29 protein-coding genes are annotated in these 22,508 nt (G+C 63.2%); 19 read left to right on the top strand and 10 right to left on the bottom strand.

Annotated elements, in window-relative coordinates; all coding sequences use genetic code 11:
- Positions 1-113: 113 nt before the first annotated feature.
- The 5 genes from ABSY17_RS15775 (at position 114) to purB (ending at position 4,903) form a co-directional block, all read left to right on the top strand.
- The gene (locus ABSY17_RS15775) at positions 114-1,187 is read left to right on the top strand and encodes a branched-chain amino acid ABC transporter substrate-binding protein (protein WP_378942730.1); all 1,074 of its coding nucleotides are present in this window, start codon (positions 114-116) and stop codon (positions 1,185-1,187) included.
- Positions 1,187-2,197, top strand: a complete 1,011-nt coding sequence (locus ABSY17_RS15780) for a P1 family peptidase (protein ID WP_378952738.1) — start codon at positions 1,187-1,189, stop codon at positions 2,195-2,197. Before ABSY17_RS15775 ends, ABSY17_RS15780 begins: the two co-directional genes overlap by 1 nt.
- Positions 2,198-2,271: 74 nt before the next feature.
- The gene (locus tag ABSY17_RS15785) at positions 2,272-2,994 is read left to right on the top strand and encodes a DUF2259 domain-containing protein (protein WP_378942732.1); all 723 of its coding nucleotides are present in this window, start codon (positions 2,272-2,274) and stop codon (positions 2,992-2,994) included.
- A 53-nt stretch (positions 2,995-3,047) separates the two neighbouring features.
- A complete protein-coding gene (locus ABSY17_RS15790; protein ID WP_378942735.1) occupies positions 3,048-3,542 on the top strand; it encodes a hypothetical protein in 495 nt (164 codons plus the stop codon).
- 59 nt (positions 3,543-3,601) lie between these two features.
- Positions 3,602-4,903, top strand: a complete 1,302-nt coding sequence (gene purB, locus ABSY17_RS15795) for an adenylosuccinate lyase (RefSeq protein ID WP_378942737.1) — start codon at positions 3,602-3,604, stop codon at positions 4,901-4,903.
- A 68-nt stretch (positions 4,904-4,971) separates the two neighbouring features.
- Here purB and ABSY17_RS15800 read toward each other — a convergent pair whose 3' ends face one another.
- The gene (locus ABSY17_RS15800) at positions 4,972-5,787 is read right to left on the bottom strand and encodes a VOC family protein (protein ID WP_378942739.1); all 816 of its coding nucleotides are present in this window, start codon (positions 5,785-5,787) and stop codon (positions 4,972-4,974) included.
- 164 nt (positions 5,788-5,951) lie between these two features.
- Here ABSY17_RS15800 and ABSY17_RS15805 point away from each other — a divergent pair, with 164 nt between their 5' ends.
- On the top strand, positions 5,952-6,590 hold the full coding sequence (locus ABSY17_RS15805; RefSeq protein WP_378942742.1) for a GNAT family N-acetyltransferase: 639 nt from the start codon (positions 5,952-5,954) through the stop codon (positions 6,588-6,590).
- 60 nt (positions 6,591-6,650) lie between these two features.
- The gene (locus ABSY17_RS15810) at positions 6,651-7,205 is read left to right on the top strand and encodes an RBBP9/YdeN family alpha/beta hydrolase (RefSeq protein ID WP_378952741.1); all 555 of its coding nucleotides are present in this window, start codon (positions 6,651-6,653) and stop codon (positions 7,203-7,205) included.
- Between the two features lie 9 nt (positions 7,206-7,214).
- Here ABSY17_RS15810 and ABSY17_RS15815 read toward each other — a convergent pair whose 3' ends face one another.
- Both ABSY17_RS15815 and ABSY17_RS15820 read right to left on the bottom strand, forming a co-directional pair.
- Positions 7,215-7,985, bottom strand: a complete 771-nt coding sequence (locus ABSY17_RS15815) for an HpcH/HpaI aldolase/citrate lyase family protein (protein ID WP_378942744.1) — start codon at positions 7,983-7,985, stop codon at positions 7,215-7,217.
- Between the two features lie 107 nt (positions 7,986-8,092).
- Positions 8,093-8,413: a DUF1476 domain-containing protein gene (locus tag ABSY17_RS15820; RefSeq protein WP_378942747.1), complete on the bottom strand. Its 321-nt coding sequence runs from the start codon at positions 8,411-8,413 to the stop codon at positions 8,093-8,095.
- Between the two features lie 285 nt (positions 8,414-8,698).
- On the opposite strand from ABSY17_RS15820, the gene purC reads away from it, so the two are divergent.
- The 11 genes from purC to ABSY17_RS15875 all read left to right on the top strand — a co-directional run bounded on the left by purC (position 8,699) and on the right by ABSY17_RS15875 (position 16,631).
- Positions 8,699-9,466: a phosphoribosylaminoimidazolesuccinocarboxamide synthase gene (gene purC, locus ABSY17_RS15825; RefSeq protein WP_378942749.1), complete on the top strand. Its 768-nt coding sequence runs from the start codon at positions 8,699-8,701 to the stop codon at positions 9,464-9,466.
- A 69-nt stretch (positions 9,467-9,535) separates the two neighbouring features.
- Positions 9,536-9,778 carry a phosphoribosylformylglycinamidine synthase subunit PurS gene (gene purS, locus ABSY17_RS15830; protein WP_378952744.1) on the top strand — a complete coding sequence of 81 codons (243 nt, stop codon included), beginning with the start codon at positions 9,536-9,538 and terminating at the stop codon, positions 9,776-9,778.
- A gap of 19 nt (positions 9,779-9,797) precedes the next feature.
- On the top strand, positions 9,798-10,031 hold the full coding sequence (locus ABSY17_RS15835; protein ID WP_055968981.1) for a hypothetical protein: 234 nt from the start codon (positions 9,798-9,800) through the stop codon (positions 10,029-10,031).
- Positions 10,028-10,702: a phosphoribosylformylglycinamidine synthase subunit PurQ gene (gene purQ, locus ABSY17_RS15840; protein ID WP_378942751.1), complete on the top strand. Its 675-nt coding sequence runs from the start codon at positions 10,028-10,030 to the stop codon at positions 10,700-10,702. The genes ABSY17_RS15835 and purQ overlap by 4 nt, the downstream gene beginning before the upstream one ends.
- Positions 10,703-10,758: 56 nt before the next feature.
- Positions 10,759-11,166, top strand: coding sequence for a hypothetical protein (locus ABSY17_RS15845; RefSeq protein ID WP_378942753.1), 408 nt, complete (start codon positions 10,759-10,761; stop codon positions 11,164-11,166).
- A gap of 127 nt (positions 11,167-11,293) precedes the next feature.
- A complete protein-coding gene (gene purL, locus ABSY17_RS15850) occupies positions 11,294-13,519 on the top strand; it encodes a phosphoribosylformylglycinamidine synthase subunit PurL (RefSeq protein WP_378942755.1) in 2,226 nt (741 codons plus the stop codon).
- Between the two features lie 8 nt (positions 13,520-13,527).
- The gene (locus tag ABSY17_RS15855; protein WP_378942758.1) at positions 13,528-14,076 is read left to right on the top strand and encodes a hypothetical protein; all 549 of its coding nucleotides are present in this window, start codon (positions 13,528-13,530) and stop codon (positions 14,074-14,076) included.
- Positions 14,077-14,310: 234 nt separating this feature from the next.
- Positions 14,311-14,544, top strand: coding sequence for a BolA family protein (locus tag ABSY17_RS15860; protein ID WP_378942760.1), 234 nt, complete (start codon positions 14,311-14,313; stop codon positions 14,542-14,544).
- A gap of 7 nt (positions 14,545-14,551) precedes the next feature.
- Complete coding sequence (locus ABSY17_RS15865; protein ID WP_378942763.1) at positions 14,552-14,776, top strand: hypothetical protein; 225 nt, start codon at positions 14,552-14,554, stop codon at positions 14,774-14,776.
- A 168-nt stretch (positions 14,777-14,944) separates the two neighbouring features.
- Positions 14,945-15,280: a Grx4 family monothiol glutaredoxin gene (gene grxD / locus ABSY17_RS15870; RefSeq protein WP_184768959.1), complete on the top strand. Its 336-nt coding sequence runs from the start codon at positions 14,945-14,947 to the stop codon at positions 15,278-15,280.
- Positions 15,281-15,374: 94 nt separating this feature from the next.
- On the top strand, positions 15,375-16,631 hold the full coding sequence (locus ABSY17_RS15875) for a multidrug effflux MFS transporter (RefSeq protein WP_378942766.1): 1,257 nt from the start codon (positions 15,375-15,377) through the stop codon (positions 16,629-16,631).
- On the opposite strand, the gene ttcA is transcribed toward ABSY17_RS15875, so the two are convergent.
- The 4 genes from ttcA to ABSY17_RS15895 all read right to left on the bottom strand — a co-directional run bounded on the left by ttcA (position 16,628) and on the right by ABSY17_RS15895 (position 19,696).
- A complete protein-coding gene (ttcA, locus tag ABSY17_RS15880) occupies positions 16,628-17,476 on the bottom strand; it encodes a tRNA 2-thiocytidine(32) synthetase TtcA (RefSeq protein ID WP_378942768.1) in 849 nt (282 codons plus the stop codon). The genes ABSY17_RS15875 and ttcA overlap by 4 nt on opposite strands.
- 168 nt (positions 17,477-17,644) lie before the next feature.
- The gene (gene rpsD, locus ABSY17_RS15885; RefSeq protein WP_378942771.1) at positions 17,645-18,262 is read right to left on the bottom strand and encodes a 30S ribosomal protein S4; all 618 of its coding nucleotides are present in this window, start codon (positions 18,260-18,262) and stop codon (positions 17,645-17,647) included.
- Between the two features lie 219 nt (positions 18,263-18,481).
- Entirely contained in the window at positions 18,482-19,189 is a 708-nt protein-coding gene (locus ABSY17_RS15890; protein ID WP_378942773.1) for a 2OG-Fe(II) oxygenase, read from the bottom strand.
- 72 nt (positions 19,190-19,261) lie between these two features.
- Entirely contained in the window at positions 19,262-19,696 is a 435-nt protein-coding gene (locus ABSY17_RS15895) for a winged helix-turn-helix transcriptional regulator (protein ID WP_378942776.1), read from the bottom strand.
- Positions 19,697-19,845: 149 nt separating this feature from the next.
- Here ABSY17_RS15895 and ABSY17_RS15900 point away from each other — a divergent pair, with 149 nt between their 5' ends.
- The gene (locus ABSY17_RS15900; protein WP_378942778.1) at positions 19,846-20,481 is read left to right on the top strand and encodes an NAD(P)-dependent oxidoreductase; all 636 of its coding nucleotides are present in this window, start codon (positions 19,846-19,848) and stop codon (positions 20,479-20,481) included.
- A 17-nt stretch (positions 20,482-20,498) separates the two neighbouring features.
- On the opposite strand, the gene ABSY17_RS15905 is transcribed toward ABSY17_RS15900, so the two are convergent.
- From ABSY17_RS15905 to ABSY17_RS15915, 3 genes are read right to left on the bottom strand one after another with little or no spacing between them, the layout of a single operon-like run.
- Entirely contained in the window at positions 20,499-20,687 is a 189-nt protein-coding gene (locus ABSY17_RS15905; RefSeq protein ID WP_378942781.1) for a DUF3008 family protein, read from the bottom strand.
- A gap of 47 nt (positions 20,688-20,734) precedes the next feature.
- On the bottom strand, positions 20,735-21,526 hold the full coding sequence (gene murI, locus ABSY17_RS15910; protein WP_378942784.1) for a glutamate racemase: 792 nt from the start codon (positions 21,524-21,526) through the stop codon (positions 20,735-20,737).
- Positions 21,519-22,394 carry an RNA methyltransferase gene (locus ABSY17_RS15915; protein ID WP_378942786.1) on the bottom strand — a complete coding sequence of 292 codons (876 nt, stop codon included), beginning with the start codon at positions 22,392-22,394 and terminating at the stop codon, positions 21,519-21,521. Before ABSY17_RS15915 ends, murI begins: the two co-directional genes overlap by 8 nt.
- Positions 22,395-22,508 lie beyond the last annotated feature (114 nt).

The following is a 22,508-nucleotide window of genomic DNA, read 5'->3' on the forward strand; positions in this document are numbered from 1 at the left end:
CATAGTTCAGCCCACAAGCAAGCGGGCCACAAGCACATTGCGCTTGTCCGGGCGAGGCGGTAGGTCAATCGCATCGCGCAAACTTTGGCGCGCAGAGGATATTGTTGGACCGAATGCGATCTGCCACTGGCCTCATCACCGCCCTGGCCGCCTCGCTCGCTGCGATGCCGGCGCTGGCCGAACCGCTGAAGATCGGCATTGCCGCACCGCTGTCAGGTCCGCAGGTCATGCTTGGTAAGCAAGTAACGGCCGGCGCGACCCTCGCCGCAGAGAAGGTCGCAGCAGCGCCTACGGTCGCCGACGACGAATGCACAGCGGAAGGTGGAGCGAAGGCGGCGCAGAGCTTAATCGAGGCCAAGGTCGCGGTTGCGGTCGGCTTCCTGTGCAGCGAGGCGATCGAAGCCGCCCTGCCCTTGCTGAAGGACGCCCACATACCCGTTATAACAATCGGGGTCCGCACCGACAGCCTGACCGACAGCCGCGACAAGACCGGCTGGCCAGTGTTCCGGCTCGCACCGCGCGGCGACGGCGAGCGCAACGCGGCGGCCGCGCTGCTGACGCGGCTGTGGGCAAACGAGCTTTTCGCGATCGTCGACGACGGAACAATCTATGGCCGCGAATTGGCCGGAAGTTTCCGCGCTGCCGCTGAACAGGCCGGGTTGAAGCCGGTGTTCATGGACACGTTCAGGCCGCAACTCGACAACCAGGTCGCGCTCGTCGGCCGCCTGCGCAAGGCCGGCGCAACACATGTGTTCGTCGGCGGCGACGGCGAGGACATCGCCATCATGGGCCGCGACGCCGCAGAACTCGGCGCCGACATCGTCTTCGCCGGCGGCGAGACGCTACGCGTGGCCGACCGCACCGTGCACCCCGCTCAGGGCACGCTGATGATCGCACCGCCGGAATGGACGAGCGTGGCGAGCGCCGATGTGCTGGAGGCCTTCGAGGAGCGGAAGCTAGTCACCGATGGCTACATCCTGCCGGCCTATGCCGCGGTGGAGATTGCGGCGGCTGCGGCAAGCATGGCTGCGTCGCGCGGCAAACCGCTGGTGGAAGTGCTGACGGGCCAAGATTTCGAAACTGCCATCGGAACAATCCGCTTCAACGGCAAGGGCGACCTTGCCGAAAACCCGTTCCGCCTGTTCCGTTTCGACGGAACCGACTATGTGCCCCTAGGGATCGAATGATGCTGCAAGCCGGACCGCTGAACCTGATCACCGACGTCGCCGGCCTGCGCATCGGCAATGCCGCCGACCAGAAAGTGAAATCGGGGGTGACGGTGGTGCTGTGCGACACGCCGGCAACGGCGGCGGTGCAGGTGCTGGGCGGCGCGCCGGGAACGCGCGAGACCGACCTGCTCGAAGCCCACAACACGGTCGAGACGATCAACGCGCTGGCGCTAGCGGGCGGTTCGGCATTCGGGCTCGACGCCGCCTCGGGCGTGCAGGCAGCACTACGCGAGCAGGGCATCGGCTTTGTCGTGGGTGACCAGCGCATTCCCATCGTACCAGCGGCGATCCTGTTCGACATGCTCAATGGCGGCGACAAGAACTGGGGCCGCTACCCGCCCTACCGCGAACTCGGTTATGACGCCGTCCAGGCCGCCAGCCGGGAATTTGCGATTGGCAGCGCAGGCGCTGGCACCGGCGCGCTGACGGCCGGCCTCAAGGGCGGGCTCGGCTCGGCATCAACCGTGTTGCCCAACGGCGTGACGGTCGGCGCGCTCGTCGCCGTCAATGCAATGGGCTCGGTGACAGTCGGCCGCTCACGCCATTTCTGGGCGGCACCATTCGAGCTCGGCAACGAATTCGGCGGCCTCGGCTATCCCGCGCAAATGCCGGCGGAAGCCGCCCACGTGTTCAAGAAGTTCGAGGAACTGAGCAATCCTGCCGCCAACACGACGATCGCGGTGATCGCAACCGATGCGGTGCTGACCAAGGCCGCGGCCAAGCGCCTGGCGATTTCGGCCCATGACGGCTTCACCCGCGCCATATGGCCGGTACATACGCCGTTCGACGGCGACCTGGTGTTCGGGCTGGCGACGGGCGCCAGCGGCATCAGTGTCGACGCGGCCGATGTCATCGACTTCTATGCCGCCGCTGCCTCGACCATGGCGCGGGCTATCGCCCGCGGCGTCCATGCGGCGACCGCCTCGCCTGATGACCAGATGGCCGTCTGGACGACACGCTCCGGATGACAAAAAGTCCTTGCTTGACTGTCGCTTAGCGCATTCATTTGCAAAACTGAATCAATCTGGACGGAGAGGTCACCGTGAAATTGTCGAAGTTCCTTTGCCTCGCCGGCATGTCGTTGCTTGCCGCCACGCATGCGGCTCAGGCCGGCGACGCGGCCGAACTCAACGTGCTCGGCTTCAGCGCCGACGGCAAGCTGTTCGCCTTCGAGGAATTCGGCATCCAGGACGGTTCAGGCTTTGCCTATGCCAACCGCTTCTACATCGACACTACGACCGACAAGTTCGTGCCGGAGACGCCGGTGCGCGTCCAGATGGAGGATGAGAGCGTCGGCCTGCCAGTGGCGCGCGACCAGGCCCGCGAGCGCGGCGAAAAGATCGCCAAGGACGCTGACCTCGCCGCCAATCGCGGCCACCTCGCCGGCTTCAACGCGGTGACCGAGATCAGCGCCGATCCGCACAGGATGGTGGTCAATCCACGTCCGGTGTTCCCGCCGATCGACGCGCAGATGGAGTTCAAGCTGGAAGAGATTTCGCTCGGTCAGATCGAGCGTTGCCCGGGCATAGGGCCGATCAAGGGTTTCAAGCTGGTGCAGGTCGGCGAAGGCGGCAAGACCACGGTGCTGCAGGAAGACAAGGACGTGCCCGCGAGCCGCGGCTGCCCGACCGGCTACCGTATCGGCGGCGTCCAGACTTTCTTCGCTCCCGGCGGCACGATGGCCTATGTGGTGCTCGTCACCGTCATTCGCCACGGCTTCGAAGGACCCGACCATCGCTGGATCGCGGTCACCGGACGCGCGTGAGTACGGCCAATCCCCCAGATGCTCACGCAAACCCACCCGGCGGCTCCGGGACGATGAATGCTGGCCAAGGGCTGCGCCATGCGTTGCCTACGCTGCCACTTGCGCTGGCCGGCGCGGTTGCCTGGGGCATCGTTGCGGGGGCGAGCGCGTTGTCGTCGCTTGTGCTCGGCCAGTGGGCAACGCCCGCGCATGTCGGCACCTTGGTTGCCCTGTTTGCGCTGGGCGGCGCGCTGGCCTTCCCGCTCGGCTGGACGCTGGCACGACTGCTGTGGCGGGGCCGCAGTACCGAGGCCGCATTCGCCGCCGCGTTCGTGTCAATCGCCGTAACGACAATCGGCCTCACCGCCCTGCTCTATGTGCTGCACTACCGCATCGACTATCCCGATGGGCATTCCCACCCGCTTACGATTTCGTGGGCGTTCGACCTAATGTTCAGTGGGCTGGCGGCGCTGTATCAGTTCGCCGTCTTGGGCATCAGGCTCTATTTTCCGCTTGGATTTGCCGCCCTTTTCGCCGCAGCAGTGTGGTTCGCCCGCCGATCGCGTTGAGCATCGGCCCCACCTCTGTTAGGGGAGCGGCAACGAAACCGAAGCTGGACACCCCCGCCATGATCCCTCGCTATTCGCGGCCCGAGATGGTCGCCATCTGGTCCCCCGAAACGCGCTTCCGCATCTGGTTCGAGATCGAGGCGCATGCCTGTGACGCGCTGGCCGAGATCGGCGTGATCCCCAAGGAAGCGGCAAAGACGATCTGGGAGAAAGGCGGCGCCGCCACGTTCGACGTCGAGCGCATCGACGAGATCGAGCGCGTCACCAAGCATGACGTCATAGCCTTCCTGACCCATCTCGCCGAATTCGTCGGCCCGGATTCGCGCTTCATCCATCAGGGCATGACCTCGTCCGACGTGCTCGACACCTGCCTTTCCGTGCAGCTGGTGCGGGCGACCGACATCCTGCTTGCCGATCTCGATGCGCTGCTTGAAGCCCTCAAGCGCCGCGCCTTCGAGCACAAGGACACCGTCACCATCGGCCGCAGCCACGGCATCCATGCCGAGCCGACGACCTTCGGCGTCAAGCTGGCGCTGGCCTATGCCGAGTTCACCCGCTGCCGCGAACGACTGGTCCACGCCCGCGAGGACATCGCTACCTGCGCCATTTCGGGCGCGGTCGGCACCTTCGCCAACATCGACCCGCGCGTCGAAGAGCACGTCGCAGCCAAGCTCGGCCTCAAGCCGGAACCGGTGTCGACGCAGGTCATCCCGCGCGACCGCCACGCCATGTTCTTTGCAACGCTCGGCGTCATCGCCTCGTCAATCGAGCGCCTGGCCACCGAAATCCGCCACCTGCAGCGCACCGAAGTGCTCGAGGCGGAAGAGTACTTCTCGCCGGGCCAGAAGGGCTCGTCGGCAATGCCGCACAAGCGCAACCCGGTTCTGACCGAGAACCTCACCGGCCTCGCCCGCATGGTCCGCTCCTATGCCGCGCCGGCTATGGAGAACGTCGCACTCTGGCACGAACGCGACATCTCGCACTCGTCGGTCGAGCGCATGATCGGCCCGGATGCGACGGTCACGCTCGACTTTGCGCTGGCGCGCCTGACCGGCGTGATCGACAAGCTGGTCGTCTATCCCGACAACATGCTCAAGAACATGAACAAGTTCCGCGGGCTGGTGCATTCGCAGCGCGTGCTGCTGGCACTGACGCAGGCCGGCGTCTCCCGCGAGGACGCCTACCGGCTTGTCCAGCGCAACGCCATGAAGGTCTGGGAAGAAGGCAAGGATTTTCTCGAGGAACTGCTTGCCGACAAGGAAGTGACCGCAGCACTTCCCGAGGCCGAGATCCGCGAAAAGTTCGACCTCGGCTACCACACCAAGCATGTCGACACGATTTTCAAGCGCGTGTTTGGCTGAGACAGAAATACCGAGTATGCAAAAAGGCCCGCTCGCGCGGGCCTTTTTTCGTTTCAATGCCAGTCCGATCAGCCCGGCTGGCCGGGAACCGTGCGGATGACCGTGCCCCAGGGGTCCTCGCGGCTCGCTTCAACAGTGGCGTCGGCCGAACGCATCTCGACCCAGGCAAGGCCGGTACGCGAGGCCTCGCGCTTGCCGGCACGCGGGCTTTGCCAGGAATTGGCGCCGATATGGTGGTGGTAGCCGCCGGAAGAGAGGAAGACGGCGCTGGGGCCATACTTGGCCACGGTGTCGAAACCGAACTCCGTGTTCCACCACTGCGCTGCGACAGCCGGATCGCCGACGCGCAGATGGACGTGGCCGACAATGCTGTTTTCGGGCGCGCCTTGCCAGCCCGCATCGCCGGCCGGAACCTCGGCAACGATCGAACCAATGTCCAGTTGCTCGGTCGCCATGTCCACCTGTGAGCCCGTCCAGCTCCAGCTGTCACTGGGACGATCATGGTAGATCTCGATGCCGTTGCCCTCGGGGTCGGTCAGGTACAGCGCCTCGCTGACCAGATGGTCGGAAGCGCCATCGACCGGGATTCGCTTGTCGATGGCATGCTTGATCCAGCGGCCGAGATCGGCGCGCGAAGGCAAGAGAAAGGCGGTGTGGAACAGCCCAGCGCTGCGCGGATCGTCTGGTTGGGCCGCCTTGTCGGCCTCGATGTCGAGCAGCGCACGGCTGCCCGCACCGAGCGTGATCGTCGTGCCGTCGCGGGAAAATTCCTGCAGGCCGACGACCTCGCGATAATATTTCGCCAGCGCTTCGGCGTCGCGCGCCTTGAGGCCGACACGCGAAACGCTCGTTGGCGTCGTCGCGGCAAAGGGAATCTTGCTCATCCTGGGCTCCGTGTGGCCGGCACGCGCTGTCGCCCCCAGTGTGAGGAGTGCTGCGCTGCCAACCAGTTTGCGTCGTGTCAGTTCCAAAATCCACTCTCCGGCCAACACGGCAGTTTCCGTTGCCCCTGTAGATCGGAGAAGACAGTCGTTCACACAAGACAGCAATGATCGAACACGGCGTTCAACAATTCGCCCTCAAGAGATCGGCGACAGCCGGCCACGGATACCGCTTTGCAGCGGTTCCATTGTGCCAACCCGCGATTGTTGAAGACAACTCCGCCGCCGACCCGATACCCATTCGAGCTCCTGATTTGATGCCAGTGACTTTCATGAATGACAATGAACATACGTCGCTGAGGCCGGCACGAAGCGGCGACGGGCAGGCCGTGTTCGATGTTACCAGATGCTCCGTGCGTGACTTGGCAAAGGGGCACTATTCTGCCGCACAGATCGCGGGATGGATGGGCGACCGCACCGCGGATTACTATGAAGGCCTTATCGCCAAAGGGATGATGGTCGTTGCACTACAAGCGGGCAAGATCATTGGTTTCGTCGATTCCGAGCCCGGCGAGGTTACGCGGCTGTTCCTGCTGGCCGATGCCGCAGGTGCCGGACTAGGTAAGCGACTGCTCGAAATCGGCGTAAAAAATGCCCAGTCAGCCCACGATGGGCCGATCAGGGTCGAAGCGACGATCAACGCCGAGGACTTCTATGGAAGGCACGGCTTTCGCACGGTGGGCAGAGGCTATTTTTCACATGGCGTGGGAGGAGACCCCATCGAAATAGTGCACATGGAGCTCTGACACACCGCGCCCAGCGCCTTGACGGTTGCACCGGCGAAGCTGCATCGCTACATGCGCGGCATGAAGGTAAAAGACGCCGACATCATCATCGTGCCCGGATACACCAATTCGGGACCAACTCACTGGCAAAGCCGCTGGGAAGAGAAACTGTCGACCGCGCGCCGCGTCGAGCAGGCCGAATGGTCGAAGCCGGTGCGCGAGGACTGGACCCAGCGGGTTGTCGATGCCGTGAATGCGGCCGAACGGCCGGTGGTTCTGGTCGCGCATTCGCTCGGCATACCGACCGCGATCCACGCCATCCCCGGCTTCAAGAAGCGTGTTGCCGGCGGGTTCTTCGTTGCGCCGCCCGACGTGTCGAACCCGGCGATCCGTCCCAAGCACCTGATGACGTTCGGCCCCTATCCGCGCGATCCGCTGCCGTTTCCGTCGATGGTGATCGCCAGCCGCAACGACCCCTATTGCAGCTTCGACGTCGCCGAAGACATCGCCTCGGTCTGGGGCTCGCTGTTCGTCGACGCTGGCGAATCCGGCCACATCAATGCCGATTCCGGTCACGGGCCGTGGCCGGAGGGGTCGATGGTATTCGCACAGTTTCTGTCGAAGCTGGAAGGCTGACGCGTCGCGTCAGCCGATCGACTTCTTCAGCTCGGACAAAAGACCGGCGGCGCCGGCTGATATCAACTGGTGTTCCGAGCCCGTAGCCAGCAGCCGGTAACCCATCTCGACGAAACGCCCGGCGATCTTCGCGTCGGTGACGTAGATGCCGGCATGCTTGCCGGCGGCACGCGTGCGTTTGGCAACCATCTCGACAGTTTCCATCATCGCCTCGAGCGTCCCGTTGACCGTCTCGCCCTTGGTCCAGGCTATGGAGAAATCGCCGGGCCCGACAAAGATACCGTCGATGCCTGGCGTGGCCAGGATGCCGTCGAGTGCGGCGACCGCGGCATGGGTCTCGACCATGGCAAAGGAAACGGTGCGGGCGTTGGACTCGTGAAGCCACTTCACCGGGTCCTTGCTGCCATGGCGCGGCGCGGCGAAGGTCGGGCCCCACGAGCGCTCGCCAAGTGGCGGATATTTCATCGACGCGGCAAAACGCTTCGCATCGTCAATCGAATTGACCATGGGAGCGATGACCGCTTCGGCGCCGAAATCGAGCGCGCGACTGGCCATATCGAATCGGCCGACCGGAACGCGCACGATTGCGTGCTTACCGGAACTGAGGACGTGAGCAAGCGAGCGCAGCACGCTGTCTTCGTTATGACCGCCATGCTGCATGTCGAGCGTGACCGCATCGAAGCCCTGCCGCGCCAGTATCTCGACAGTGAGCGCGTCCGGCACGCCCGACCAGGCGGTGATGACGGTCTCGTCAGCGTTCAGTCTCTCGACAAGCGACATTTCTTTCACTCCCTCTTGCCCACCCATTTCATCCCGAAGCGACAAAAGGCGCAAACAAAAACCGCCCGGAATCCGGGCGGTTCGTTGGTCCAGTACGGATGGCTGGATCAGGTGTTCTTGATCTGCTCGATCGCCTGCCCCATCAACTCGTCCATGGTGCGGCGGATCTGATGGTCGGACTGGTCAACGCCGGCGGCGTCGAAATCAGCGCGGATCTTGCGGAACACGTCATGGTCGCCGGCTTCCTCGATGTCAGCCACGACGACTTCCTTGGCATAGGCCTCGGCGTCGGCGCCCGACTTGCCGAGCTTTTCGGCCGCCCACATGCCAAGCGCCCTGTTGCGGCGCGCATTGGCCTTGAAACGGAGCTCCTCGTCGAAAACGAACTTGCGCTCGAAGCCCTCTTCGCGATCTTTCATGCTGGTCATGGCAATCCTCCGAGCTGGGAAACCGATTCGGTTTCCGGGGGTATGTAAGGTCCTGTCCCTCAAACCAAAAGCCCGCCGCCCGGTCAATATCCCTCTTTCGCCGTCCTTGCCTGTTGCGGTGCGGCATTTCCGTACCAAAAGGCGTTGATTGGCGGGAAATGATCATTGAGGAATATGCGCGATTGCGGTAGAGACCGGCCTTGAGACCCACAGCCGCCGCGGCTTTGCGGCGTGAGAAAGGGACCGGTAGCTGCCGACTGCCCTTCCAACCAGAGAAACAATCCAATGAAGTCACGCCGACGCATTTACGAAGGCAAGGCCAAGATCCTTTACGAAGGACCGGAGCCGGGAACCCTGATCCAGTTCTTCAAGGACGACGCCACCGCCTTCAACAAGAAGAAGCATGAGGTCGTCGACGGCAAGGGCGTGCTCAACAACCGGATCTCCGAGCACATCTTCAACCACCTCAACCGCATGGGCATTCCGACCCACTTCATCCGCCGTCTCAACATGCGCGAGCAGCTGATCAAGGAAGTCGAGATCATCCCGCTCGAGATCGTGGTGCGCAACGTCGCCGCCGGCTCGCTGGCCAAGCGCCTGGGCATCGAGGAAGGTACGGTGCTGCCGCGCTCGATCATCGAGTTCTACTACAAGGCCGACGCGCTCGACGACCCAATGGTCTCGGAAGAGCACATCACCGCCTTCGGCTGGGCAAGCCCCCAGGAAATCGACGACATCATGGCACTCGCCATCCGCGTCAACGACTTCCTCTCCGGCCTGTTCATGGGCGTCGGCATCCAACTCGTCGACTTCAAAATCGAATGCGGCCGACTTTATGAAGGCGACATGATGCGCATCGTGGTTGCCGACGAGATCTCGCCGGACAGCTGCCGCCTGTGGGACGTCGCCACCCAGGACAAGCTCGACAAGGACCGTTTCCGCCGCGACATGGGCGGGCTGGTCGAGGCTTACCAGGAAGTGGCGCGCCGGCTCGGCATCATGAACGAGAACGAGACCCCTCGTCCGACCGGACCGGTTCTCGTCAAGCACTGACCATCGAATGCGGGCGCGACCAAGTCGCGCCCGAACAGTTTCCAGTCGACCCTTCGGAGTGAAATGCCCGTGATCAAGGCCCGCGTCACCGTTACCCTCAAGAATGGCGTGCTCGACCCCCAGGGCAAGGCGATCGAGCATGCGCTCGACGGTCTTGGCTTCGGCGGTGTCGGCTCGGTGCGCCAGGGCAAGGTGTTCGACGTCGAACTCGAAGGTACGGACAAGGCCAAGGCCGAGGCCGACCTCACCGCCATGTGCGAGAAGCTTCTGGCGAACACGGTGATCGAGAACTATAGTGTGACACTTACCTGAGGTTGTACCGGAGGGTGAATTGCCCGAAGTCACCAACGAACTGATGTACGAGCTCTTGAAACGCGTCCATGGCGATCTCTCGGAAATGAAGTTCGACCTCCAAGAGATCAAGAGACGAATGACAGGTGCGGAAGAAGCGCTGGCTGGCGTGAACCGCAGACTTGACCGTCATGACGAACGGCTCGAACGCATCGAACGCCGCCTAGAACTGCGTGAACTCGCCGAACCTCAGAGGCCTTACGAACCGAAATGAAATCAGCCGTCGTCCTCCTCCCCGGCCTGAACCGTGACCGCGACATGATCGCGGCGCTGACCAAAATCTCCGGCAAAGCGCCCGTCACCGTCTGGCAGACGGACACGGAAATCCCCGATGTCGACCTGATCGCCATCCCCGGCGGCTTCTCCTTCGGCGACTATCTGCGCTGTGGCGCGATCGCGGCCCGCATGCCGGTGCTGCGCGCGGTGGCCGAAAAGGCCGCCAAGGGCGTGCAGGTGATCGGCGTCTGCAACGGCTTCCAGATCCTGGTCGAGGCTGGCCTTTTGCCAGGTGCGCTGATGCGCAACACTTCGCTCAAGTTCGTCTGCCGCGAGGTAAAGCTCGAGATCGCCAACGCCAACACGGCATTCACCCGCAACTATGCGGCCGGCCAGATCATCCGCTGCCCGGTGGCGCATCACGATGGCAACTATTTCGCCGATGCCGAGACGCTTGCGCGCATCGAGGGCAACGGCCAAGTGGTGTTCCGCTATGCCGAGGGCACCAATCCGAACGGCTCGATCAACGACATCGCCGGCATCATGAACGACAAGGGCAACGTGCTCGGCCTGATGCCGCACCCCGAGAACCTGATCGAGGCAGCGCATGGCGGCCACGACGGCCGCGCCCTGTTCGAAAGCGCGCTCGGCCTGGCAAAGGCGGCGTGAGCGCACGATCCTGAACTCTCTGGACCTTACCCAATCTTGAAGGCGAGCATCGGCGAATGAAGTCACTGCGGATTCTGGCGGCAACTGTCGCGGTCGTCGGCCTCGCCGCCTGCAACTCGGGTCCGAAGACGGCTGCACCTTCGGGATCGGGCAAGAGCGCTTCGCTACGCGCCATGGAGCAGGTAGCGATATCAGCGCACAGATGCTGGTTCGCCAGCAAGGATCCGGCCTTCAAGAAGTACCAGATGGCCAACGAGCTCAACAATTTCGGCGGCACGCCGCGTTTCCTGCTGGTGCCGGCCAAGCAATATGGCGCGCGCCCGCTGTTGGTCGTGCAAGCACAAGGTGCGTCGAGCCAGGTCCAGGTGTTCGGCCCGCTGATGGACGAGGCGCTCGGCGCCCGCATCGGCTCGGACATCAATCGCTGGAACAGCGGCGACGCCTCCTGCGGCGGAACCGCCTGAGACAGGGCGCGCCAACAGCGCCCGGCATAGCAGAACCTACTATAGTGCCGTGCGACACCGCGCTTGTTGCAGACCACGGCATTTCACGATTTAGGACAGCCGCAAGGCCGAACTGACGGGAAGACCGATGACCATTCAGAACGACGTGAAGATCACCGGCGAACTCATCGCCGCTCACGGGCTCAAGCCGGACGAATACCAGCGGATACTCGACCTTGTCGGCCGCGAGCCAACCTTCACCGAACTCGGCATCTTCTCGGCGATGTGGAACGAGCACTGCTCGTATAAATCCTCGAAGAAGTGGCTGCGCACACTGCCGACCAAGGGCGACGTCGTCATCCAGGGCCCCGGCGAAAACGCCGGCGTGGTCGACATCGGCGACGGCGACTGCGTGGTCTTCAAGATGGAGAGCCACAACCACCCCTCCTATATCGAGCCCTACCAGGGGGCCGCGACCGGCGTCGGCGGCATCCTGCGCGACGTCTTCACCATGGGCGCGCGGCCGATCGCCTCGATGAACGCCCTGCGCTTCGGTGCCCCCGACCATCCCAAGACCCGCCACCTGGTGTCGGGTGTGGTTGCCGGCGTCGGCGGCTATGGCAATGCCTTCGGCGTGCCGACGGTCGGCGGCGAGGTCAACTTCGACGCCCGCTACAATGGCAACATCCTGGTGAACGCCTTTGCGGCGGGCCTTGCCAAGACCAATGCGATCTTCCTGTCGCAGGCCAAGGGCGTGGGCCTGCCGGTCGTCTATCTCGGCGCCAAGACCGGCCGTGACGGCGTCGGCGGCGCGACCATGGCGTCTGCCGAATTCGACGACAAGATCGACGAAAAGCGCCCGACCGTGCAGGTCGGCGACCCCTTCACCGAAAAATGCCTGCTGGAAGCCTGCCTCGAACTGATGGCTTCCGGTGCTGTCATCGCCATCCAGGACATGGGTGCGGCCGGCCTCACCTGCTCGGCCGTCGAGATGGGTGCCAAGGGCGACCTCGGCATTGAGCTCGACCTCGACAAGGTGCCGGTGCGCGAAGAGCGCATGAGCGCCTATGAGATGATGCTGTCGGAGAGCCAGGAGCGCATGCTCATGGTGCTGCGCCCCGAAAAGGAAAAAGAGGCCGAGGCGATCTTCGTCAAGTGGGGCCTCGACTTCGCCATCGTCGGCAAGACCACCGACGATTTGCGTTTCCGCGTCCTCCACCAGGGCGTCGAAGTCGCCAACCTGCCAATCAAGGAACTCGGCGACGAAGCGCCCGAATATGACCGCCCGTGGGTCGAACCGGCAACGCGCGCGCCGCTTGCCGAAGACGACGTGCCCCAGGCCGACGTGGCCGACGCGCTGCTGAAGATGCTCGGCGGGCCCGACCTGTCCTCGCGCCGCTGGGTCTACGAACAGTACGATACGATGATCCAGGGCAACTCGCTGCAGCGCCCCGGCGGCGATGCCGGCGTTGTCCGCGTCGAGGGCCATGCCACCAAGGCGCTGGCCTTCTCGTCAGACGTGACGCCGCGCTATTGCGAGGCCGATCCTTACGAGGGCGGCAAGCAGGCGGTCGCCGAATGCTGGCGCAACCTGACCGCCACCGGCGCGCTGCCGCTGGCCGCCACCGACAATCTCAACTTCGGCAATCCGGAGCGGCCCGAGATCATGGGCCAGTTCGTCAAGGCGGTGTCCGGCATCGGCGACGCCTGCCGCGCGCTCGGCTTCCCGATCGTGTCGGGCAATGTGTCGCTCTACAACGAGACCAACGGCCAAGGAATCCTGCCGACCCCCACCATCGGCGGTGTCGGCCTGATCGACGACTGGTCGAAAATGGCCAGGGCGTGCTTCGCCGGCGAAGGCCAGGCGATCCTGCTCGTGGGCGGCCCCGAGCACTGGGGCACCCACCTTGCCCAGTCCATCTACATGCGCGACATCCACGGCCGCACCGACGGTCCGCCGCCGGCAGTCGACCTCGAGCACGAGAAGAAGGTCGGCGACTTCGTGCGCAAGCTGATCCGCGGCGGCACTGCCACCGCAGTGCATGACCTGTCGGATGGCGGCCTTGCCGTGACGCTTGCCGAGATGGCGATGGCATCAAGCATCGGCGCGACCGTTTCAAGCCCTGATGCCACCGACCCGATCAAGGCCTTCTTCGGCGAGGACCAGGGCCGTTATCTCGTCACTGTCGAGGTGGAAGGAATGCAGGCATTGACGAACGAGGCCAAGGCGCTCGGCATCAACGCTCAGAGGATCGGAACGACCGGCGGCAAGGAACTGAAGCTCGGCGCCGCACGCACCGTGACGGTTGATGAGCTGACCTCGGCTCACGAAGACTGGTTCCCTAGCTTCATGGGCGGCGACCTGACACTCTGAATTGCGGTTTGAAGATGATGCGAAACACAGCCTGGACGTTAGCCAAAGCGTCCGGGCTTTTGCTTTTCGCCTACGTCGCAATCTTCGTGGCCGCCCACGCAAACGGATACTACTTCCGACCGACCGGAGGCACTCTCGAATTCACGACGACCTCCGGCAAGAGGTACGCACTTTTTCACGGCGGATATTGGCAGAACTACGGTGACGGCTGGGGTCTATACCAAGTTGCCGGTTCGACAGGGTTCTTCTGGCAGCTGATCCCGGACGTCAAAGTCGGCTATTCCTACAACGACTATCACAGGGGGACCGATCTGGTCGCTTCACCCGACGGAAAGCTCCTGTTCATCAGACGAAACACCGACAGCTCTAGCCCGGCTGGACCCATTTGGACCGACGTACTCGACCTCACCTCCGATCCTCCCACGATTGTCATTCGTGGCCCCGACTGCTGCATGGAGATACGGCCAGGGCATCCGACAGAGACTGATTCTGAAGGCCTCCAGCTACACGGCTTGAAGGTGCTTGACTTCGCTCGCATCGCCGGCGCGGTCAATTAGCGCGCGAAACCGTCGCGCAATCTGGCCTTGAGATGCAGTGCATTCGGCTGCCCACTTCAAACCCTCTCCTCCCTGGCCGACTGCCAGCGTCCCTCGATTGGGCCCAGCCCCAGCGATACGATCGAATCAATTGACGCTTGAAGCGGTCTCGCTCATACCTGACATGAACATTACCAATCGCATGCGCTTCATACCGATCGATGAATTCGGGCTGCGCCAGCAAGGAGACAGGCAATGGCAATGGATGCCCGCGACATCGAAAAGCTGATCAAGGATGGCATTCCGGACGCCAAGGTGACGATCCGCGATCTCGCCGGCGACGGCGACCACTACGCCGCCGAGGTCGTCTCGGAAAGCTTCCGCGGCAAGAGCCGGGTGCAACAGCACCAGATGGTCTACGAGGCACTGAAGGGCAATATGGGCGGCGTGCTGCATGCACTCGCCCTGCAGACCAGCGTTCCGGAGTGAGCCCTCGATGTCACTGGTGAGTGACCTGGTCCAAGGCGTCGTCGACGGCGTGCTCAAGGACATTCTCAAGAAGTCTTCGAGCACCTCCAAGCGCACGCGCCGGCGTAAGCGCACCGCTTCGTCGAGTTCCGAAACGCTGCGCCAGATCGAGAAGCTTTTGCGGCCAGCCAAGAAGCAGACGAGCCGAAAGCGCACGCTGCGGTCGAGATCGAAGGCGAAACGCAGCGCCTAGCAAATGAAGTCAGGGCCAGCGAAATCGGCAGGCTCTGGATCGGCGTCCGGTTTGGGGTTGCCGCAGCGCTTGGAATGCTCGACTGTTGCAACCACATAGTGGCTAGTGCTAGCAGTCTAGCGGATATTGCCGGCAACGGTGGCCGGCCAGATTGAGGTTTTTAGGCCCATGAGCGGAATCAACGAATATATCGACAGCGAAGTGAAGAGCCAGGACGTCGTGGTGTTCATGAAGGGCACCCCCGGCTTCCCGCAGTGCGGCTTCTCCGGTCAGGTCGTCCAGATCCTCGATTACCTCGGGGTCGACTACAAGGGCGTCAACGTGCTGACCTCCAACGACCTACGCCAGGGCATCAAGGACTATTCCAACTGGCCGACGATTCCCCAGCTCTACGTCAAGGGCGAGTTCGTCGGTGGCTGCGACATCATCCGCGAGATGTTCCAGGCTGGCGAACTGCAGTCGTTCCTTCAGGAGAAGGGCGTGAGCGTCAAGGGTGCAGCCTAAGGATGGCTGACGCCGGCTCCGGTCCATTCGGGGCCTAGTACAATCAAGATGCGCCGGCCTTCCCGGCGCATTTTCGTTTGGACCGGAATCGATCATGCAGATCAAGCAGACCCAAGACGCGATAGACGCCCTCTTCCGACTTCCCCGCTGGGAATTCATCGCCATTGCAGCGGCGCTGATGGCCGTCAACGCGCTCGCCATCGACATCATGCTGCCGGCGCTGCAGCAGATCGGCGCGAGCCTCGGCGTCGACAACGAGAACCACCGGCAATACGTCATCACCGCCTATGTCGCGGGCATGGGGCTGGCCCTGCTGTTCTACGGCCCGGCATCCGATCGTTTCGGCCGACGCAAGCCGCTGATCTTCGGCCTGACCATCTATGTGGTGGCCGCGTTTGCCGCGGCCTTTGCGCCGACATTCGAGATCCTGCTCGCCTTGCGTTTCATCCAGGGCATCGGCGCGGCATCGACGCGCGTTATCGCCATTTCCGTCGTGCGCGACCTCTATGGCGGCAGGCAGATGGCCGAGATCATGTCGCTGGTGTTCATGGTCTTCATGATCATTCCCGTGGTTGCGCCGGGCATCGGACAGCTGATCATGGTCTTTTTCGAATGGCATATGATCTTCGTCGCCATGTCGCTTTCAGCACTGGCGATCACGATCTGGGCAGCAATTCGCCTGCCTGAGACGCTGGATCCCGAAAATCGCAGACCGCTCAAGCTGGGCTCCATTGCGCAAGGCTTCAAGATCGTCCTGACCACCCGGGTGCCGCTGTTCTATACGCTCGCCTCCATGATCCTGTTTGGCGCGCTGTTCGGCTTCATCAATTCGGCGCAGCAGGTCTATGTCGGCATCTACGGTCTAGGCGTGTGGTTCCCGGTGGTGTTTGCGGCGATTGCGGGATTGATGTCGCTGTCGTCGTTCCTCAACTCGCGCCTCGTGGTGAAGCTCGGCATGCGCCGCCTGTCGCACGGCGCTCTGCTCGGCTTCCTCACGGTGAGTGCCATCTGGTTCGCCTGGTCGCTGCAAGGCTGGGTGCCCTTCCCAGCCTTCGTCGCTCTGTTTGCCGGCGCGATGTTCCTATTCGGTTGGATCAGCTCGAACTTCAACGCGATCGCCATGGAGCCGCTCGGCCACATAGCAGGCACCGCTTCATCGGTGCAGAGCTTCATGCAGACGGCCGGTGGCGGCGTTATCGGCGCGATGATCGGCCAGGCCTTCAATGGCACCGTCATGCCGCTTGCTGCGGGCTACTGCGCCGTGGCGATCATCGGCCTCATGCTGGTGCTGATCGCTGAGCGTGGCAGGCTGTTTTCCGCACCGAATGCCGCGCCGACAAGGGGCCACTAAGCCAGCGTCAACGACGCAAAGTCGAAAAGCTTGCGGTCCAGCATGTGCGAGGGCCGCACATTGGCAAGCGCGCGGATCATCGTGTCCTTGCGGCCGGGCATGCGCTTTTCGATGTCGTCGAGCATCGATTTCATGGCGTTGCGCTGGAGCCCCTCCTGACTGCCGCAGAGGTCGCAGGGGATGATCGGAAACTTCATGGCTTCTGCGAATTTCGCCATGTCCGCCTCGGCACAGTAGGCGAGCGGCCGAAGCACCATCACGTCCCCCTCGTCATTGAGCAGCTTGGGCGGCATGGCGGCGAGGCGACCGCCGTGAAAGAGGTTCATGAAGAAGGTTTCGAGGATATCCTCGCGATGGTGGCCGAGCACTAGCGACGAGCAGCCCTCCTCCCGCGCAATGCGGTAGAGGTGTCCGCGCCGCAGGCGTGAGCACAGCGAGCAATAGGTGTTGCCCTCCGCGATCTTGTCGGTGACCACCGAGTAGGTGTCGCGATACTCGATGCGATGGGCGATGCCGTTGGCCTCGAGATAGTCGGGCAGGACGTTCCTGGGGAAGTTGGGCTGGCCCTGGTCGAGGTTGCAGGCGAGCAATTCGACCGGCAGCAGGCCGCGCCATTTGAGGTCGAGCAGGACCGCCAGCAACCCATAGGAATCCTTGCCGCCCGAAAGCGCCACCAGCCAGCGCTCGCCCGGCCGGGCCATGGCGTAGTCCTCGATCGCCTGTCGGGCGAGCCTCAGCAGCCGCTTGCGCAGCTTGTTGAACTCCACGGACGACGGTGCGTCGCGGTAGAGCGGAAAAGCAGCGCCTTCCGGTGCAGCCAGCGCGTCCTGTTCCTGAATGCCCATGGGGTCTGATCCTAAACTTGCGGGGTGCGGCCGTCGTCGAGACCGCGCTCAACCGGCATATTTCGCAAAACCGGCGGCGGCGCAAGGCGTCGTACGCCGACATGCGTACAAACGAAAAGAGCGGCCGTTGCCGGCCGCTCTCGGAATTCGATGCTGATCCGAAACGGATTAGCGCGAATAGAATTCGACGACGAGGTTCGGTTCCATCTGGACTGCGAACGGAACGTCCGACAGGCCCGGAACGCGAGCAAAGGTCGCAACCATCTTGTTGTGATCGACTTCGATGTAGTCCGGCACGTCGCGCTCGGCGAGAGCAACAGCCTCAAGCACCATGACCAACTGCTTCGACTTCTCGCGGACTTCGATCACGTCGCCAGCCTTGCAGCGGTACGAACCGATGTTGGTGCGCTTGCCGTTGACGTTGACGTGGCCGTGGTTGACGAACTGACGGGCCGCGAAGATGGTCGGCACGAACTTGGCACGGTAGACGATCGCGTCGAGACGCGACTCGAGCAGACCGATCAGGTTCTCCGGCGTATCGCCCTTGCGGCGGTTGGCCTCGTCGTAGGTCTTGCGGAACTGCTTTTCCGAGATGTCGCCGTAGTGGCCCTTGAGCTTCTGCTTGGCGCGCAGCTGCAGACCGAAGTCCGAAAGCTTGCCCTTGCGGCGCTGGCCGTGCTGGCCGGGACCGTATTCACGCTTGTTGACCGGGGACTTCGGGCGGCCCCAGATGTTCTCGCCAAGACGGCGATCGATTTTGTATTTTGCTGACTCGCGCTTGCTCATCGCATTTCCCTTCAAAAGTTTGCACCCGGAACGTGATGTTCCAGGTGAGGAAACGCGCCCTCCTCTGGCCTCTGTTTTCAGAAGCCTGACAGGATCTTCCACGCACGCATTGCGGAAAGGCCCACGGGACACGTCAAATAGAACACCAAGCATTTCAGCCCGGCGCTGGCGGCTAACTAGGCGAAACGGTGTGGGATGTCAACGCGGCCCGCCGCTCGATCACTTCGCGTCATGGAAGATAACGCCGAGCGTTAAGCGCTCGCCGCTACGGATGCGGCTGACGCCGTGGCGCATCTTTACGCGGTAGTCGCCACGGGCGCCGGCTCTGGGCCGGTCGTTGACCGCAAACAGCGCGCCCTGCCCCATGCCGAGCGGCACGACCTCGACCCGCGACTGCATGCGCGGCCGCTGTTCGGTGAGCACCAGCTCGCCGCCGTCGAACTCCGATTGCGGCGCGCTCAGCAGAATCACCAGCTGGATCGGGAATAGGTGCTGGCCGTAGACGTCCTGATGCAGGCAGTTGTAGTCGCCTGCCCCGTATTTCAGCAAGAGCGGCGTAGGCCTCGACTGGCCATCAGCGTGGCATTCGGCGAGGAAGGAATCGAGGTCGGCCGGGTAGCGCCTGTCGCTGCCCATGCGGTCGTTCCAGCCGTTGGCAAACGGCGCGAGCCGTTCGTAGAATGCTCGACGCAGCCCGGATATCGCCTCAGGCAGCGGATCTGCGAAGTACTTGTATTCGCCGGCGCCAAAACCATGGCGCTGCATGACGATGCGGCTGCGGAAGTGCTCGTCGTGATCGTAGAGCGCCCTGAGGTCGCGGCATGCCTGCCCATCGAGCAAGGGACCGGTTTGCGCTACGCCAAATTCATCGAGGTCGCGAAGAATCCTTCCCCACTCCAGATCGGCAACAATCGCATCGGCATACATCGCGGCGCTCCATCAACGTTGCACCGATTCTATGCCGTCATCGCAAGCGTCGCATTCCGTTTCCTGCAACGCTCAGCCTGCCTGATCGAAGGCCTCGCGGGCGCCGCGCATCTGGTCGCGGTTGGCGGCAGCCCAAGTGCCGAGTGCACCGACGGGCACAGCGATCGACTGGCCGAGCTCGGTGAGGCCATATTCCACTTCAGGCGGAGTGGTCGGGCGCACGGTACGGCGCACTAGACCATCACGCTCAAGCGAGCGCAACGTCACCGTCAGCATGCGCTGGGAGATGCCCTCGATGGAACGCTTTAGCGCATTGAAGCGCACGGGCCGCTCCTGAAGGTTGATGATGACGAGGATGCTCCAGGTGTCGCCGACACGGTCGAGCACCTCGCGGATGGGGCAGCTGCGGCCATCGTTGGCAAAGCCGGGCGTGGTGTGCAGCAGCGGGACGGCGTCGCCCCCTTTGTCATCAGCCTGGCGGCCCACGGGCCTGGTCGAGGCGTTCATGCGGTTCTCCTGAGGTAACCTGGGCACGAAATCATGCGTTCTTTTCGCGTCCAGCTTGCCGAGCTATATGGTTATCGTTGGTAACCTGATTACAGATCATACCCGCACTGACCTGATAAGGCAAAGCGGGCGGAACGGAGAAAACAACCATGAAAATCGCTCTCATCGGTGCAACCGGCTTTGTCGGCAGCGCAGTGCTCAAGGAAGCCGCATCGCGCGGCAACAAGGTGAAGGCCGTTGTCCGCAACGCTGCAAATGTCGAAATGCTCGACGGCGTCACCGCGGTAAAGGCTGACGTCACCGACGTTCCGGCGCTGAAGGCGGCAATCGCAGATGCCGACGTCGTCATCTCCGCCTTCAATGGCGGCTGGGGCGATCCTGACATCTACGCCAAGCATAGCGCGGGCTCAAAGGCGATCGTCGAGGCCGCTAAGGCAGCCGGCAAGCGCGTGATCGTCGTCGGCGGTGCCGGCAGCCTCGAGATCGACGGCAGGCAACTAGTAGACGGCCCGGACTTCCCCGCCGCCTACAAGGATGGCGCCCGTGCTGCCCGCGACGCGCTTAAGGCACTGCACGGCGAAACCGGCATGGAATGGTCGTTCATCTCGCCGGCAATCATGATGGCGCCTGGCGAGCGCACCGGAAAGTTCCGTCTCGGCGGCGACCAGCCGGTGTTCGACGCCAGCGGCCAGAGCCACATCTCGGTCGAGGACCTGGCCGTAGCCATCGTCGACGAGGCTGAGAGCCCGCGTCACACCGGTATGCGCTTTACCATTGGCTACTGATGTCTGGTCTGCCGGGGTTAATGCTTGGCCTTGTGCTCCGGCAGGCCCTTGCGCTTGGTTTCGGCGAACTCTTCGAGCTGTTTTTCGGTCATCGATTCGTACATCTCCCTGGATGCACCGTAGAGTTCGCTTTCCTTGATCTCGCCGCGCTTTGCGGCGAGCGCAGCGCCTGCCGCTTTCTGCTGTGCCTTGGAGGTGGCTGGCATGTCGCTTCTCCTGACCGTTGCGGGTTGGGGAAACGCATCTGCAGCCGTCACGTTCCTTCGACGGCCAGGCCAAATCCCTGCATCAGGCGCCGCGTAGCGAAATCCGGCACGCCGGAAGTGAAGACGGCAAGATCCGGCCCATTGGTGCGCACAGGCTGCGAACCTTCCAGCAGCGACAGGGCGCGGCGGGCAATGGCCTCGGCCGGATCGATCCAGTCGACGGGCCAGGGGGCTGTCTTGCGCATGCGATTGACCAGGAACGGATAGTGCGTGCAAGCGAGGACGACGATGTCGGTGCGCCGACCGTCGTGCTCGACGAAGCAGGGCGCGATCTCCTCGGCCACCGCCTGCTCCTCGACGAAGCCCGAACGCATATAGGTCTCGGCGAGCGCAGCCAGCTTGTGACTGCCGACCAGCCGGACGTGGCATTTGGAGGCCCATTGCGTGATCAGGTCGCGGGTATATTGCCGTTTCACGGTGCCCGGCGTCGCCAGCACCGAAACAAGACCCGAGCGGGTGCGCTCGGCGGCAGGCTTGATCGCCGGAACGGTGCCGACGAAGGGATGGCCGGGAAAGCGCTCGCGGATCGCTTCGATGACCAGCGTCGAGGCGGTGTTGCACGGAATGACCGACAGCTCGGGTTTGAAGCGCTCGAGCAGGGTGGCGAAGAGGTCGAGAATTCTGGTCTTGAGCGCCGGCTCTTCCCAGTTGCCATAGGGAAAGGCGGCGTCGTCGGCGACATAGACGAAGCGCCGGTCTGGCATCAGCACGCGCGCCTCACGCAGCACCGTAAGTCCCCCGATGCCCGAATCGAACATCAGGATCGGACGGTCAGTCATTGTCGAGCCCCTTGCCGCCAACCGGTGGAATCTCGTCTTCGTCGGTGTCCGTGCTGCCGCTGTGGGCAGCATGATCGACCTTCGCCTTGCGGTCGGGATAGCCGGCGCCGCGCGGTTCCTTGGGCGAGAAATAGTCAAGCGATGCGACGACGCCGCGCAACACCTTGAGCTCGGGCTCGTGAAAACCGGCGCGGGTCAGCACGGCGCGCAGATTGTCGACCATCTTGGGCTTTTTGGCCGCCGGGCGGAAATAGCCGCGCGTTTCGAGCGCTGCCTCGAGGTGATCGAACAGCCCCTGCAACTGCTGCTTGGTCGCCGGCGCCATTTCAGGCCCGGAGAAATTAGTCTTGGTCTCGTCCTCCAGTCCCGACTTCATCCACTCATAGGACATCAAGAGTACGGCCTGGGCGATGTTCAGCGAGGAAAAGCCGGGATCGACCGGGAAGGTGACGATTTCGTCGGCGAGGCCGACCTCTTCGTTGTAGAGGCCAAAGCGCTCGCGCCCGAACATGATGCCGGTGCGCTGGCCGGCAATGCTGCGACCACGCAACGCGCGGCCTGCTTCGACGGGCCCGCGAACTTCCTTGAAGCCGTCGCGCTCACGCGCCGTGGTGGCGAAGACGAAATTGAGATCGGCAAGGGCGGACGCGAGATCAGGAAAAACTTCCACAGCGTCGATGACGTGGTCGGCGCGACTGGCGGCCGCGCGCGCCTTTTCATTCGGCCAGCCATCACGCGGATTGACCAGCCTGAGTTCGGCAAGACCGAAATTGGCCATGGCGCGCGCCACCATGCCGATGTTTTCGCCGAGCTGGGGCTCGACCAGGATGATCACTGGGGCTGCGGACTGCGTGGGATTTTCTGACATTATTGCGATTGAACCGAGAATTGCGCCTTTTGCGCGTCCCTTACATATTTGCCGAGGAAAATGAAGTTCCGGTAAGGAACAAGCGTGTCGGGCAAGGCCGCAGACTGTTTCCAC

Source organism: Mesorhizobium sp. ANAO-SY3R2, from assembly GCF_042466635.1.
Lineage (GTDB): Bacteria > Pseudomonadota > Alphaproteobacteria > Rhizobiales > Rhizobiaceae > Aminobacter.